Annotated in this window: 7 protein-coding genes and 1 other RNA gene; 7 read left to right on the top strand and 1 reads right to left on the bottom strand. The window is 66.3% G+C overall.

Annotated elements, in window-relative coordinates; translation table 11 throughout:
- Positions 1-139 precede the first annotated feature (139 nt).
- The 7 genes from AB1634_15020 to ssrA all read left to right on the top strand — a co-directional run bounded on the left by AB1634_15020 (position 140) and on the right by ssrA (position 14,303).
- The gene (locus AB1634_15020; GenBank protein MEW6220826.1) at positions 140-592 is read left to right on the top strand and encodes a hypothetical protein; all 453 of its coding nucleotides are present in this window, start codon (positions 140-142) and stop codon (positions 590-592) included.
- Complete coding sequence (locus tag AB1634_15015; protein MEW6220825.1) at positions 592-1,239, top strand: pilus assembly PilX N-terminal domain-containing protein; 648 nt, start codon at positions 592-594, stop codon at positions 1,237-1,239. Before AB1634_15020 ends, AB1634_15015 begins: the two co-directional genes overlap by 1 nt.
- Positions 1,240-1,485: 246 nt before the next feature.
- Positions 1,486-6,504: a hypothetical protein gene (locus tag AB1634_15010; GenBank protein MEW6220824.1), complete on the top strand. Its 5,019-nt coding sequence runs from the start codon at positions 1,486-1,488 to the stop codon at positions 6,502-6,504.
- A 120-nt stretch (positions 6,505-6,624) separates the two neighbouring features.
- A complete protein-coding gene (locus AB1634_15005; protein ID MEW6220823.1) occupies positions 6,625-11,361 on the top strand; it encodes a PilC/PilY family type IV pilus protein in 4,737 nt (1,578 codons plus the stop codon).
- The gene (locus tag AB1634_15000) at positions 11,358-13,211 is read left to right on the top strand and encodes a GspE/PulE family protein (protein MEW6220822.1); all 1,854 of its coding nucleotides are present in this window, start codon (positions 11,358-11,360) and stop codon (positions 13,209-13,211) included. The genes AB1634_15005 and AB1634_15000 overlap by 4 nt, the downstream gene beginning before the upstream one ends.
- A gap of 158 nt (positions 13,212-13,369) precedes the next feature.
- Complete coding sequence (smpB, locus tag AB1634_14995; GenBank protein MEW6220821.1) at positions 13,370-13,825, top strand: SsrA-binding protein SmpB; 456 nt, start codon at positions 13,370-13,372, stop codon at positions 13,823-13,825.
- Positions 13,826-13,950: 125 nt separating this feature from the next.
- Positions 13,951-14,303: a transfer-messenger RNA gene (gene ssrA / locus AB1634_14990) on the top strand.
- A gap of 490 nt (positions 14,304-14,793) precedes the next feature.
- Here the strand turns inward: ssrA and AB1634_14985 are convergent.
- Positions 14,794-15,717, bottom strand: a 924-nt coding sequence (locus AB1634_14985) for an NAD(P)-dependent oxidoreductase (GenBank protein ID MEW6220820.1), incomplete at its 5' end; no start/stop codon positions are given.

Here is a 15,717-nt window from a genome sequence, read left to right as displayed (position 1 = left end):
GGCTAACGCAGCCACGCAAGTGCACTTTCCGAGGGTGAGGCAAAAAGGCCGGCAGATGGCTGTGATGCATAATAACACTTCTCATTCGCAATCATTTTTGAATCCTTCAAGTCCGACAGGCTCCTAGAGGCTTTCCGTCGTGAAGAGGCTGGCCAGCGAGCACGGCTTTTCCATCCTGGAGGTGATGTTCGGCGCTGCCGTCTTCACCCTGGGCATGCTGGGGGTGGCGGGCCTTCTCACCTCCGCCATCCGGGGGGCGGCCTTCTCCGCCGACCTGTCCGAGGCCAACGAGCTGGCGGCCGGCAAGCTGGAGGAGCTGTTGATGGCGCCGTACGACCCGCTGGACGACCCGGCCGCCCGCCTGGACGATGACGACGCGGACGGCACTGCTGGTCTCGCCGACGACACCGGCGTGACGGCCGATGGCGTCGAGCCCGGGGTGGGCCGTAATGGCACCTACACCGTGCTTTGGAACGTGGCGGACAGCGCGCCGGTGCCCAACATGAAGACGATCCGGGTCTTCGTCACCTGGTCGGTGAAGGGCGAGGCCCGCCGGATCAGCTTCACCACCTATCGGGCTGAGGTGATGTGATGTCGTCCTGGCAAGGGTTGTTCCGCAGCCAGCGGGGATCGGTGATCAACGTTGCCCTCCTCATCCTCATCCTGATCACCGTGGTTGTCTTCTCGCTTAGCCGCACCAGCACCACCGACATCAAGATTGCTGGCAACGAGCGGCAGGCGCGCTCGGCGTTCTACGCCGCCGACGGCGGCACCGCGGTGGGCGGCGAGATCTTGGAGCAGAACATCGCCTGCCCGTCCGGCTTCACTGCCACCCTGGATGATGCCGACGAGGGCCTGGTGGCGACCATCAACAACATCCGGATCACCGATCTCGATTTCTGGGCTAACGAGGTTGATTTTGCCCCCGGCGATCCTCCGGCCGATTCGGTGCGGGGGGACGGCACCTTTGTCGGCAACCGCCATCTGTATTTCCCGGCCGACTACGGGCCGGAGCAGCCCCACACCAACCTCACCGTGAGCGGCCGGACGGTGATCACCCAGGGCAGCTCCATCCAGATGGCCGCCGGCTATGAGGGCAAGGGCAAGGGCGCCGCCGGCGGCGGCGTGCATCTGGTCTACGACATCTGGGCCCAGTATGTCGGCGTCGGCAGCTCCGAGGCCGAGATCGTCATCGGCTGGCGCCATGTGGTCGGCATGGAAGGGGAATGCAACTACTAGCGCGGGACAACAAGAGGCCAACGAGCGGGACCTCGGCTCCTTTCGGGCACCGCCAGGGGCGGGCGGATGCCGAACAGGCACCGGGACGAGTGTCCCCGGCGGGGCAGCCGCCGGATTCTTCGGACAGCGACCGCGGGGCGGTTGCCAGCCACTTCGGAAGCCGGGGAGCCACCAACCTCTTGGAGCACTGCCATGAAGTCAACATGTCCGGGATCGGATCAGGCCTTCCCATGTTTCGAGAGTAGGGTGCCGTGCCGCCGGCAGGGGCGGCTGCTCGCCGGTCTGGTAGCACTGGCCCTGGTGCTGGCGGCGGGTCCTGCCCGGGGCACGGTCAGCAGCCGCACCATGGATCAGGTGACCTCCTACCCCATGAACATCGTGGAGTCGGCGACGCCTCTGGTAATGATCGGTGCGTCGAAGGATCACCAGCTGTTCTACCGGGCGTATAACGACTTCACCGATCTTGATGAGGACGGGGTGACCGAAACCACCTATGATCACAGCATCGATTACTATGGCTATTTCGACAGCCACAAGTGCTACAGCTACGATGCCGGGGATCAGCGTTTCGAGCCAGCGGCCATCACTACCGACAAATATTGCACAGGTGCCAATGACAGCTACTGGAGCGGCAACTTCTTGAACTGGGCCACCATGGCCCGCATCGACACCATCCGCAAGATCCTCTTCGGTGGTCACCGCCGGGTGGATACCGCGACGGAGACGGTTCTGGAGCGGGTCTATCTGCCCCACGACGCCCACAGCTGGGCCAAGCATTACGAAGGCGCCGATCTCCAGTCCCTGACCCCCTTTGTCCGCGGCACCGACTACCCGTGCGACCTGGGCAACCCGGGCGGCTGCACGAGTGCCAGCGACCGCGGGATCACCCTGTGCAACACCACGGACGTCAGCGGTTCCCCCTATTCCCAGGACGTCACCGCCCCACCACTCGTCAAGGTGGTCAAAGGCAACTACGCCCTGTGGGCCGCCAACGAGCGCTGGCAGTGCACCTGGGCCAGCGGTGCTTCCCAGGACAATCACAGCGCCAGCAACGGCAACGACCCCGCCGTCTCCGGACTCAACGCCAAGAGCAGCTCCCCGGCCTACAGCCAGGGGATCGGGCAGAAGAGCTACGTGGCCCGGGTGCAGGTCTGCGTGTCCGGCCTGGTTGGTGAGGAGCGGTGCAAGGGCTATCCCGGCGGCAGTACCAAGCCAGTTGGCCTCCTGCAGGTTTACGGCGACGAGGACCACCTCTTCTTCGGCATGATGGCCGGCACATACAAGAAGCACGCCAGTGGCGGCGAGGTGGTACGCAACATCGGCTCCATGGCGGACGAGATCGACGTCGAGGGCAGCGGCACCTTCACCCATGTGGCGGCCACCGCGGGCGGACCCATCGGTCACCCGTACAACGACGCCTTTGGCCTGATCAACGCCTGGAGCCTTTTCCGCTTGAAGGGCTACTACCACGGGGACGGCACTTACAACAACACCGGCAGCGGCGACAACTGCTCCTGGGGTTTGTCCAACCCGGCCACCGTGACCCAGACCGGCAAGTGCGAGAACTGGGGCAATCCCTTCTCCGAAATCTTCCTGCAGAGCGTGCGCTACCTGTCCGGCGCCGGGGTGAGCGGCACCTTCCGATCCAATCTCTCCACCGGCATTCCTGGTCTGCCCACCCCGCTGCCCTGGCAGGATCCCCTGAGTGAGGCCAATGCCTGCGCCGGCATGAGCATCGTCAATTTCAACTCCAGCGTTGCCTCGTACGATGCCGACGAGCTGGACGGTACCTCCGACGGGGTCAAGGACATCTGGGACAACGATGTCCTGCCCGGCGCCAAGACCGCTTCGGCCATGACCGACGTGGTGGGCGCCGGCGAGGGCGTCCATGGCGGCAGCTACTTTGTCGGCGAGGTGGATGTGGACAGCCAGGGCGATGCCGACGACCAGCTGTGCACAGGCAAGACCGTAAGCAGCCTGGGCGAGGCTGGCGGCTTGTGCCCGGAATCGCCCCGCCTGCAGGGCTCCTTCCGCGTTGCTGGTCTCGCGTACTACGCCCACACCGAGGACATCCGCTCCGAGGCCCTGGAAGGCCAGCGGCCCCTGGACGGGGAGCAGACCGTGGACACTTACGCGGTGACCTTTGCCAGCGTGCCCAAGATGGTCATTCCCCATCCGGTGACCGGTCAGGCCGCGGTCACGTTGCTGCCCGCCTGCCGCAACACCTCTCTCAATCCGGACGGCAACTGTGCGGTGGTGGACTTCAAGATCGCCAGCCAAGTGATCAACAACGGTGCCGGGGTCGGCAGCGGCAAGCTCTACATCAACTGGGAGGACAGCGAGCAGGGCGGTGATTACGACCAGGACATGTGGGGCACCATCGACTATGTCATTGACAGCACCGCCAACACCATCGCCATCACCACCGAGGTGCATGCGGTCTCGACGCCCTACGTCATGGGCTTCGGCTATATCATCGATGGCACCACCCAGGACGGTTTCCACGTGCATTCCGGGATCAACGGCTATGTCTACAACGACCCGGCCAACATCACGGCCGGTGCCGACTGTGCCGGTGGATGCAACTGCCGGACCAGCGGCTACGGAGCCTGCAACCCCGGCGATGTCGCCTCCACGGCCCTTTACTCCCTGGGGTCTTCCTCCGCGGGCCTCTTGCGGGACCCCCTGTGGTATGCCGCCAAATGGGGCGGCTTCCGGGACTCGAACGGCAACGATCTGCCGGACCTGGACAGCGAATGGGACCGGGTCAACCAGAACGGCCAGCCGGTGCCGGACGGCATTCCGGACTACTATTTCTATGCCACCAACCCAACCCGTCTGGAAGAATCCCTCAACCGGGTGCTCTTGAACATCATCCAGCGCGCCTCCTCCGGGACCGCGGCGGCGGTGGTGGCCAACAACATCCGCGGCGAGGGCGCTCTCTACCAGGCCTACTATGAGCCGTCCCGCCAGGATGCTGCCGGCAACCGCGCCACCTGGATTGGCACCCTGCACGCCCTCTGGCTTGACCGCCGGGGGCTGCTGCGGGAGGACAACGGCGACGCCAAACTGGGCAGCTACCTGGAGGACCCGGTGGTGGATCTCTTCTTCGACGAGGAGGTCAGCCAGACCCGGGTCAGGCGTTGGAGCAGCAGTCAGGAATCACGCTTTGCCCCGGAAGGCTCTGTGGTGGTGGAGCTTTCCGATCTCCAGTCCTTGTGGAACGCCCGGGAGCAGCTGTACTTCAACCCGGCGGTGAACCTGGCCACCCAACGTTCGTACAGCCTGCCGGCCAGCGGCGGCCGCTTCATCAAGACCTGGATGGACAGCGACGGGGACGGCGCCGTGGACACCGGGGAGCTCCAGGATTTCACCGCGGCCCAGATCACCGGCGGCAACTTCGGCTTTCTGGACGTGGCCAGCGAGGCCGAGGCGGAGGCCCTGGTGGACTATATCCGGGGCAAGGAGACTGCCGGCCTGCGGAACCGCACCGTGGACTACGATGGCGACGGGCAGACCGAGGTCATGCGTCTGGGCGACATCGTCAACTCCACGCCCACCCTGGTGAGCTCGCCCCGGGAGTCCTTCGACCTGATCTACCGGGACAGCTCGTACACCACCTTCCGGTTCCAGTACGCCAACCGGCGGCATGTGGTCTACGTCGGCGGCAATGATGGCATGCTGCATGCCTTCAACGGCGGCTTCTACGACGCCGGCCAGCAGCGATTCACCACCGCAGGGCTCCGGCCGGATGGCTCTGCCGCCACCGCCCATCCCCTGGGGGCCGAGCTCTGGGCCTACGTGCCCCAGAGTCTCTTGCCGCAGCTCAAGTGGCTCAAGGACCCGGACTACAGCCACGTCTATTATATGGATCACAAGCCCCGGGTCTTCGATGCCAAGATCTTTGCCCAGGACCAGGACCATCCCAACGGCTGGGGCACGGTGCTGGTGGCGGGCATGCGGATGGGCGGCACCGTGGCCACCGTCGACACCAGCGGCAACGGCCTGACCGGTGGTCCGGACGACCGGACCCTGTCCTCCAGCTATGTCATCTTCGACATCACCAATCCCGAGGCCGAGCCCCGGCTGCTGGCCGAGATCCAGCTTCCGGATGCCAGCTACACCGTGGTCTACCCGGCAGCCTTGGCGGTCAAGGACAAGCAGGCGGCCCAGGACCCGAACGCCTGGTTCCTGGCTCTGGGCTCCGGGCCCACCTCGTTGAGCCTGGGCACCAGCAGCGGCACGGCCAAGCTCTATGTCCTCGATCTGGCGGAGCTGGCCAACCCGGGCGGCAGCACCCAGGCTCCGGCCGGCTGCACCGTTGCCGCGAGCGGCGCCATTGACCTCATCAGCTGCGACACCGGGGCAGGCAACAGCTTCGCCGGCAACCCCATGGTCGTGGACTGGGGTCTTTCCTACAAGGCCGACGCCATCTACTTCGGCCTGGTGGGGGATGCCGACGCCGACACCGGCGGCCTGATGCGTCTGGCGGTGGACGAGGCCCCCAATCCCGCCAATTGGACAGCGCCGGTGCGCTTCGTCGATCTGGACCGGCCGGTCTCGGCCCTGGCCACCCCGGGGGTGGACGATCTGGGCAACCGCTGGCTCTTCTTCGGCACCGGCCGACTGCTGGCCAACGCCGACAAGCTCAGCACCACCCAACAGTATCTGCTGGGCGTCAAGGAACAGTACCGGGCCGATGAGCCGGGCACCCACGGAGCGGCCAGCCAAGTGGCGCTGGGCGATCTGCTGGATGTCACCGGCATCGAGGTCAACACCGCTGGCGGGGTGGCCGGGGGGCCGGCCGGCGTGGATTCCTTTGCCGAGCTGACCGAGGCCATGGACAGTCGCTATCTGGGCTGGTCGTATGCCCTGCCGGCCGTGATCGCCGGCGGCGCGCCGGCCACCCGGATTCTGACCCAACCGGCCCTTCTGGGCTCGGTGCTTTTCACCTCCGTCTACCAGCCCAGCGCCGACACCTGCACACCGGAAGGCTTTGGCCAGCTTTACGGTCTCTATTACAAAACCGGCACCGCCTACCCGTCGCCCAACATCTTCGGCACGGTCCCTGCCGGCGACGGCCAGGTGGCCATCAAGACCCTGCCGCCGGTGCACGGCGACCCCACCTCGCCAGCCCTGCACGTGGGCACCGAGGACGGGCTGGCCGTCTTCACCCAGGTCTCCACCGGCACCATCCTCCGGGAGGAGGCGGACACCATCACCAGCATCAAGACCGGCCGGACCTCCTGGCGGGAGATCGATTGAGGCCAGCGGTGCAGTCGGCTTCCTGAGAATGAAGACCGTGCAGCACGATACTCGCCGTTGTTGACGCTTCAGGGGCGGTCGCAGGGCCGGCCGCCCCCCTTGCCCCATGGAGGCATGATCATGCGCCCCGCCATCCAGCCAGTGCTCTCGGCTCGTTTCGTTCTGCTGTCCATCGTTCTGGTGCTGGCTGGGCCAGGCTGGGTCTTTGCCGCCTGCGGCGGCCCGGACGAGCAGCCGCCGTTTCTGGCCGAGGGGGTGGATCCGAACCTGCTCATCCTCTTCGACAACTCCGCCTCCATGATGGACATGGCCTACGTGGGAGCCCAGGGTACCTGTTTCGACGGGCCGGACGCCGAGGGCGTCGAGAGCTACCAGAGCGGCAGCACCTATGCCGGGTATTTCACCACCGACGTCTGGTACCTCTACGATTTTGCCGACAACCGCTTCGAGCCCACCACCGCGGCCCTGGCTGCCAGCACCTGTGCCAGCGCCGCGGCCCCCGGCTTCACGGTTTCTCAGTATACCGCCGGCTCCGTCTGCGCCTCGGTGGCCGAGTATGACTATCCGGATGTCATCGCCTTTGCCGCCACCGGCAATTTCCTCAACTGGGTGTCGGCCTCCAAGGTGGACATCGAAAAGGAGATCCTGACCGGCGGCAAGTACGACACCTCGGTGCCGGGGGCGCCGCTTCTGGTCCTGGAATCCCGGGGCTGCCTCGACAAGCGCTACGTCAAGAAGACCGCCGTGACCAAGACCGGGGGCGGGACCTTCTACCTGAGCCTGGCGGTGCGGCCGCCTGAGGCCGCCGAGAAGGCGGGGGCGAGCGACGACACCACCCGGATCGAATTCTATCAGATCACCGAGAATGGCTTCGATAACTCCGCCTGCCAGCTGGCCATCGACCTCTTTGCCTCGGAGAACCCCAGCCAGGGCCAGATCAAGCAGGCGATCGACGACTGCATGGGCTATGACGGCGGCAGTCCCAATACCCTCCTGGGTGCCTCCAACGCGGCCTTCAACCACTCGATCCACAACTGCTGGTACATGACCAAGCACGGCATCTGGCCCCCCGGTGCTGGCACGGTGCAAAGCATGGAGAATGCCTGCCAGAGCGTCTACGACAACGGTCTTGAGCCGCAGAACATCCAGGTCACCGATCAGGCCTATCCGTGCTATGGCATCTACAATACGAATCCGGCCCTGCGCCAGGGCTACGTGGGCCGGTGCTGGCTGCCAGGCACGCCGGCGGTCTGCACCTCCTGGTATACCTCGGGCTCCAAGGCTGGTGAATGCAAGACTTGGTCGGTGGCGGTGCCCGGCTCCTGGGAGTCGGATGCCTGCGTGGAGCAGGCCCTCCAGGACTACTGCGGCTATCTCGAGGTGCCGACGGCGGTGGATCCCTCCGACCAGCTCGCCGTCGAGGGCGAGCTGTGGAACATCCCGGCCGTGCTCATCGACTCCGGAGTCCTGGCCCAGATGGATGATCCCATGCACGTGCTGAAGGGCCAGATCCTGGCGACCAGCACCCCTTCCGGTCTCATCCAGGAGTTCGCCAGCTCCATCCGCATGGGGGTGATGGTCTTCAACGACTTCGGCTGCACCAGCGGCGACGGCAACACCCGTTATGACTGCAGCAGCCCCACCCTCCTGGACGGCGGCCGGGTGGCCACGGCCATCGACCAGGGCTCTGCCCATACCACGACCCTGGTGGCCAGCATCAACGCGGTCAAGGCCAAAACCTGGACACCGCTCGCCGAGGCCATGTACAACGCCCTGGGCTATTTCACCCAGGATACCGGCAAGAGGATCAACGCCAGCGACTGGACCGCCGGCATCGATCCGGTCCAGGCCTGGTGCCAGGACAACAACATCCTCGTCATCAGCGAGGGCGCCTCGACCATGGACCTCAACGCCCAGGTGACCGCCTTCTACAACACCCTGGGCGGCGCGGACGGGGATGGCGACTCCACCGCGGGCTGTGATTCCCTGTCCGGCAGCACCCTTTTTGACGACCTGGTCTGGTACGGCAAGCACGGCACTGACATCTATCCGGTGGAGCCCTGGGCACCGGACAAGAAGCGGATGATCACCACCTACGCGGTGGCCACCGGCACCAACCGTACCGGCCTGTCGGGTGAATGCGATCCGTCGGCCATGCTGGAGGAAGTGGCAGCCAACGGCGGCACCACCCTCTACCATGGCGAGAATCCGGCGACCCTGGAGGCCAGTCTGCGGGCGGCCTTCGAGTCGATCCGCACCGCGGCTGCCGCCGGCTCCGCCGCCTCGGTCATCTCCGCCTCCCGGGGTGGCGAGGGTGCCCTGTACCAGGCCATCTTCTGGCCCAACCGGGTGGATGCCACCGGCACCCGGGTGAAATGGGTGGGCGAGGTGCATGCCCTTCTGGTGGATGCCCAGGGCAACCTCTATGAGGACACCAACGGCAACCGGGGGCTGGATGGCGGTGATCAGCAGGTGGCCTTCTATTTCGATGAGAATCAGGGCCTGAGCCTGGCCTGCCTGGGCGGCCTCAATGCCAGCGGCGGCTGCGACGGCGGCGGCATCACCATGGAGCAGGTCCATTATCTGTGGTCCGCGGTCGACTGGCTGGCCAGCATCAACGACGCCAACATCGGCAGCAACCGCCCGGTGGCCCTGAACGGCGAGTTCCAGTTTTCACCCCTGGCGCCGCAGCGCTACATCTTCACCTGGGAGGACCTGGACAACGACGGCGTGGTGGACAGCAACGAGACGCTGGAATTCGTGAGCCGCGACTGGCTGGACGCCTCCCTGGCCGTTTCCGGCGGTCGCGGCCCCATTCCCCTGGATTTCGGGGTCCAGACCTCCGCCGAGGTCAACGCCATTGTCCAGTGGGTGCGGGGCCTCGACCAGGCAGGCATGCGCGGCCGGCGCATCGAGGCGGATTTCGATCTCGACGGCACCGCCACCCAGGTCACCTGGCGGCTGGGGGATGTCATCCACTCCACGCCCATCGCCGTTTCCCGGCCCCAGGAGGCGTACCACTACCTGTACCGGGATTCCACCTATGCCAACTTCGCCGATCATTACAACCGGCGGCGGCACGTCATCTATTTCGGCGGCAATGACGGCATGCTGCACGCGGTGAACGGCGGCTTCTACGATGCGGACAACAACCGCTTCTGCCGGGCCGCCGCCTGCAACGACGAGGGGGGCGTGCCGGCCTCCTCCCCGGAGCTGGGCGCCGAGCTGTGGGCCTATGTGCCCTACAATCTTCTGCCCCACCTCAAGTGCCTGACCGATTCCAGCTACGACCACAAATACTATGTCGACCTGCGGCCACGCCTCTTCGACGTCCAGATCTTTGCCGACGACAGCGACCATCCCGGCGGCTGGGGCACCATCCTGGTGGCTGGCATGCGCTTCGGCGGCACGCCGGTTGTACCCTCCACCCTGGACCTCGATGGGGTGCCGGGCCCCGACTACCCGGCAGACAACCGGACCTTCACCTCGGCGTACTTCATCCTGGATGTGACGAACCCGGAAAAGCCGCCCCAGCTGCTGGCGGAGTATACGGTGCCCAACACCGCCGGCTACGCCAACCTGGGCTACACCATCTCCATCCCCACCATGATCCCCATGAAGCAGGGGACGACCACCAAATGGTATCTGACCCTGGGCTCTGGTCCCACGGCCCTGGACGGCACCAGCAGCCAGCAGGCGCGCCTCGGGGTCCTGCCCCTGGAGTGGCTGGTGGGGGCGAGCCGGCGAGCCTTCCGCATCCCGGCCAGCCAGCCCACGGCCTTGAGCCCCGGAGGCAGCTTCCTGCTGCCGGACAGCGGCTCCTTCATCTCGGATCTCATCACCGTCGATTTTGACCTGGACAGCAACTACATGGCCGATGCGGTCTATTTCGGCACCGTGTCCGGCAGCTTCGCCGGCTGGGGCGGCAAGCTCTACCGGCTGGTCACCCGCCGGATCGTGGACGGCGACCAGGCTCTGACCGAGCCCGACGACTGGGCCGGCTTGCTGGGCACGAATCCCAAGCCGGTGATCGATCTGGGCCGGCCGGTGACCGCCACCCCGGCCGCTGGCTGGGATGGCAGGAGCTACTGGGTCTATTTCGGCACCGGCCGTTTCCTGCACCCCAATGACAAGTCGTACGCCAGCTCCAATGCCCAGGAGGCCTTCTACGGTATCAAGGAGCCCCAGACCTGGGCCGAGGATGACGACGAGTGCGTGGGCACCTTCACCTGGGAGACGGTGGAAAAGATCGCCTCCGGCTCCGCTGCCGGCTCCCGGGGCCTGTTGCAGGTCGATCGCATCCAGGTCGCCCAGGCCCCCCGGGCATCGGAGTCCGCCTTGTCCTGCAGCTCCCCCGGCTGCCTGCCCGCCGGCGTCCAGACCTTCGAGGATCTCGTCGACTACATCGCCGGCACGGGCAGCGGCTGCAGCGACGGCAGCACCTACGGCACCGACGGCTGGTACAAGGAGTTTCACGAGCCCCGGGAGCGCAACGTCGGCCAGGCCACCCTCCTGGGCGGTCTCATCACCTTCACCAGCTACCAGCCGTTCTCGGATGTCTGCCGCTCGGAGGGGCAGGGCTATCTGTACGGCGTCTATTACCAGACCGGTACCCCGTGGTACGAGCCGGTCTTCGGCGAGGCGGCGGTGACCGGCGATCAGCCGCCCCTGGTGCTGGATCGTCTGACCCTGAGCCGAGGCCTGGCCACCACCCCCAGCCTGCACGTCGGCCAGCAGGAAGGCAGCACTGCCTTTGTCCAGACCAGCACCGGCACCATCATCGAGATCCCCCAGCCCACCATGCCGATCAAGAACATCCACACCGGCCGCACCCACTGGAAGGAGGTGGTGCCATGAGTCAGGGCGCCGCCCCTGGCCGGCCCCCGGTGGCGCCGGCGGCCAGTCCCTCCCTGGACGACGAGGCCTACCTGGTGGGCCTGCTCCTCAGGCGGCGTCTGATCTCCAGCGAGCAGGCCCAGCTCATCCGCAGCCGCAAGGAGCAGGGCCGGCAGAATCTCCTGCGCCGCCGGGCCAGCCGTCGCGGCCAGGAGATGGCCATCGGTCCCGAGGCCAGTGGTGATCTCGTGGAGATCATCGCTGGCTTCGGTCTGGAGATCCCGGCCTCCCGGGGAGAGATTCTCACCGAGGAGGCGATCATGCGGGTGGTGGCCGAGGATGTGGGCCTGCCCTACAAGAAGCTCGACCGCCTCGACCTGGACCTGGAGGTGGTGACCAAATCCATCCCCAAGACCTTCGCCCTGCGCCACCTTTTGATTCCGTTCGCGGTCCGGGAAGGGGTCCTGGAGGTGGCCATCCATGACCCGGCCAACCGCGGCCTCCTGGCGGAGATCGAGCGGGTCAACCAGGTGAGCATCCGGCCCCATCTCGGCTCCCGAGTCGAGATCCGCCAGATGCTGGCCGAGTTCTTCGGCTTCCAGAGCTCCATCTCGGCGGCCGAGACCCACCTGACCGGGCCTGGGGTCGATATCGCCAACCTCGAGCAGTACGTCCGGGTCTCGTCGGCCACCGAGCTGGCCTCGTCCGACCAGCACATCCGGCGGGCCGTGGACCACCTGTTCACCTATGCCCTGGAGCAGCGGGCCAGTGACATCCATGTGGAGCCGAAAAGGAATGCCAGCCAGGTGCGGCTGCGCATCGACGGCCTCCTGCACCCCATCTACAGCCTGCCCCGGGTGGTGCACCCGGCCATCGTCTCCCGGATCAAGACCCTGTCCCGCCTGGACATCGCCGAAAAGAGGCGGCCCCAGGACGGCCGCATCAAGATCGACCACGAGGGCCGGGAGGCGGAGATCCGGGTCTCCACCGTGCCGGTGGCCTTTGGCGAAAAGGTGGTCCTGCGGATTCTGGATCCGGACATCCTTTTCCAGGACCTGGAGTCCATCGGCTTCACCGAGCGGGACCTGGGCGTCTACCGCCAGTTCCTGGCCGCGCCCCACGGCATCGTCCTGGTTACCGGTCCCACGGGCAGCGGCAAGTCCACCACCCTCTATTCGACCCTGAAGCTCATTGCCACGCCGGAGAAGAACATCATCACCGTGGAGGATCCGGTGGAGATGGTGCACGAGGAGTTCAACCAGATCTCCGTCCAGCCCAGCATCGATGTCACCTTCTCCACCATCCTCCGCAACATCCTGCGCCAGGACCCGGACATCATCATGATCGGCGAGATCCGGGACCTGGAGACCGCCACCTACGCCATCCAGGCCGCCCTCACCGGTCACCTCGTCTTCAGCACCCTGCACACCAACGACGCCATCTCCGCCATCACCCGTCTGGTCGACCTGGGTGTGCAGCGCTTCCTCCTCTCCTCCACCCTGCTGGGCGCCCTGGCCCAGCGCCTGGTGCGCACCATCTGCCCCGGCTGCGTCGAGACCTATCCGGAAAACGCCGAAACCATCAGGGCTCTTGGTCTGCCGGCCCCGGGCAACGGCCCCATCCCGGTGCAGAGGGGCCACGGCTGCAGGCAGTGCCGGAATACCGGCTATCTTGGCCGCAGCGGCGTTTTCGAGATCTTTGCCATGTCCGAGGCGGTGCAAAAGCTGGTCAACGCCGGGGCCCCGGACTCGGATGTCCGGCGGCAGGCGGCGGCCGAGGGCACGAGGAGCCTGCGGGAGAACGCCTGGCAGAAAGTCGCTGCCGGCGTCACCACCCTGGAAGAGGCCATCCGGGTGACCGGAGCCGGTTGAGCCGGCATTCTTCCGTATCGCCCGTCCAGCCCACCGGTCGTGGCCGCGTCTTTGGCCCGGCAATTGCTTTCGGCTCCGGTCTGCGGTATTTTTCATGCTTCTTCGCCGCGAGGGGCGGCCGGGCGGATCCGGCGGCAGGGCGGGGTGGGAGCTTGACCGTGTCCATCAAGATCGTCTGCCAGAACAAGAAGGCGCTCCACGACTATCATATTGAAACGGTGCTCGAGGCTGGCGTGATGCTCAAGGGGGCGGAGGTCAAGTCCCTGCGGGCCGGCCGCGCCAACTTGGTGGACGCCTATGCCCATATCCGGGCCGGAGAGCTCATTCTGGCCAATGTCCACATCACCCCATACCAGTACGCCACCCATGAGCAACTCGACCCTTTGCGGGAGCGCAAGCTCCTCATGCACCGCCGGGAGATCGACAAGCTGGCCGGCCGGGTGCGGGAGAAAGGCCTTGCACTCATCCCCTTGAAAATCTATTTTAATGACAAGGGGAAGGCCAAGGTAGCCTTGGCCCTGGCCCGGGGCAAGAAGCAGTACGACAAGCGGGCCGATCTCAAGAAGAAGGAAGGTGACCGGGAGATCGAACGGGGCTACAAGCGCTCCCGGTAGCCAAAGGGAAGGGGAAGATGAAGGAAACCGCTGTGGCTCGAGGTCCTGGGAGAGGTTTTGGACTGAGAAGAAGGCCGCTGGCACCGGATGGGCCACCGCCGGTGGCAACAACACCAAGCAGACAGGGGGGCGAAACGGGTTCGACGGGGGTATAGAAGCTCAGGTTGCATGCCGGGACTCCATCTTGCCGTAACCAGGTGGAACATGATAGTCGCCAACGACTATGACTACGCCCTGGCAGCCTAAAACTGCCGGGCCGTCCTCCTGATCCCGCTCGCTGGATCAGATCAGGGCGTCGACGCGCGAGCTAGTCTCCGGTCCTTGCCTGTGGGACCGGGGGCGAAACCAAAGCAGGCTAGTGCCGCGGGAGCCGGGTTCCGGAGGCGCCCAAGGCGCGAAATCCAATCCTGGAACTAAGCATGTAGACGCCTGAGGGGAGTACTTTCGGACGCGGGTTCAACTCCCGCCGCCTCCACCAGATGACAGTCCGGCAAGGTCCGGAGCAGTCCAGAAAGCCCGCCATCCGCCGAGGATTGCGGGCTTTCTTCTTTTCCGGGGCGAGACCGCAGGGGTTGAGGTCTGCAGATGAACCGAGTATGCAGTCGCAGGCAGACTCAGGGCCCAACCTTGCAGGAACAGGGCGCCGCGGCAGTGGAGGCCTGGGAGCTTATGACGGTGAATCTTGAAAGACTCTGGGGTTGCGCCTTGTTGTCGCCCGTTTCGGCGAGATGGACCTCGCCCGGTGGTGGAACACCGACGAGCTGGGCCGCAAGGGCGCGATGAGCGACTGGAAAGAGCGACTGCACCGTGACCTGGAGCCGATCCTGGCTGTTTCCGATCCGCGCCCTCAGCTCAGCGCCCCGAGCTCCGAACCTCCGGACGTCCCCCGACCGCAGTGCAGACCGCCCTCGCCGATCTGCTTGGTGCCCCGGCGCCAGCCGGGGGCTCGGGCAGCCCGGTCCACCCGTCTACCGCAGCTGTCGCCACCAGGCGAGGGTTTCTTCCAGGGTCTGCTCCAGGCTGCGGGCTGGCGTCCATCCCACCTCTCGGGTCAGGCGTCCCACATCGGCGACCAGGAAGGGAGACTCATCGGCAGGGGTGGGGCGGGCGCCGAGAAGGATGAGGTCCCGGCGGCCGCCGAGGTCTGCCAGGGTCAGGACCAAGTCGGCCACCCGGGTGGGGCGACCCGAGGCGATATTGACAGGGCCCTCTACCCGGCTGTCGAGGAGCGCCGCCAGGGCGGCGCCGGCATCGGCGATGTGGCTGAAGTCGCGGACCTGCTCGCCCAGGGTGCAGGCGGCGGCCTGGCCGTGCACCAGGGCCCGGGCCACCGTGGAGACTAGGCGGTTCTCCGGCTCGAAGGGGCCGAAAAGGTGGAAGAGCCGGGCCCAGCCCAGACTGACCCCGGCTTGGCGGCAGAAGGCGGCGGCCAGAAGGCCCAGGGCGTGCTTGGCCACGGCGTAAACGCTCTCCGGCTGGCAGGGGGTGTGGCCCTCCACGCAGGGCTGGTCGCTACGGGCGTATTCCAGGCAGGTGCCGGCCACCACCATGCGCCCGCCGCCCCTGGCCGCGAAGGCCTGGAAAAGGCCCAGGCTGGCGGCCACCCAGGAAAGGTTCTCCGGCGCGGTCAGGTAGCGGCCCGGCTTGGCGTACCAGGCCAGGTGCAGCAGATGGCTGGGGCGCACCGTCTCCACCAGGGCCCGGACCGCGGCCGGTGCCAGGAGGTCGGCCCGGTGCCAGATGACGCCCGGCTCCGGCAGGATGCGGCCGGAGCCGGTCACGGCGTGCACCGTGAAGCCGCGGGCCAGCAAGGGGCCCACGGTATGCCGGCCGACGAAGCCGCTGGCACCGGTGACCAGGACCCGCATCATGGCGCAATGTCCGGGTCTCCC

This window comes from Thermodesulfobacteriota bacterium (genome assembly GCA_040755095.1).
Lineage (GTDB): Bacteria > Desulfobacterota > Desulfobulbia > Desulfobulbales > JBFMBH01 > JBFMBH01.
This window is presented reverse-complemented; position numbering and strand designations above follow the sequence as displayed.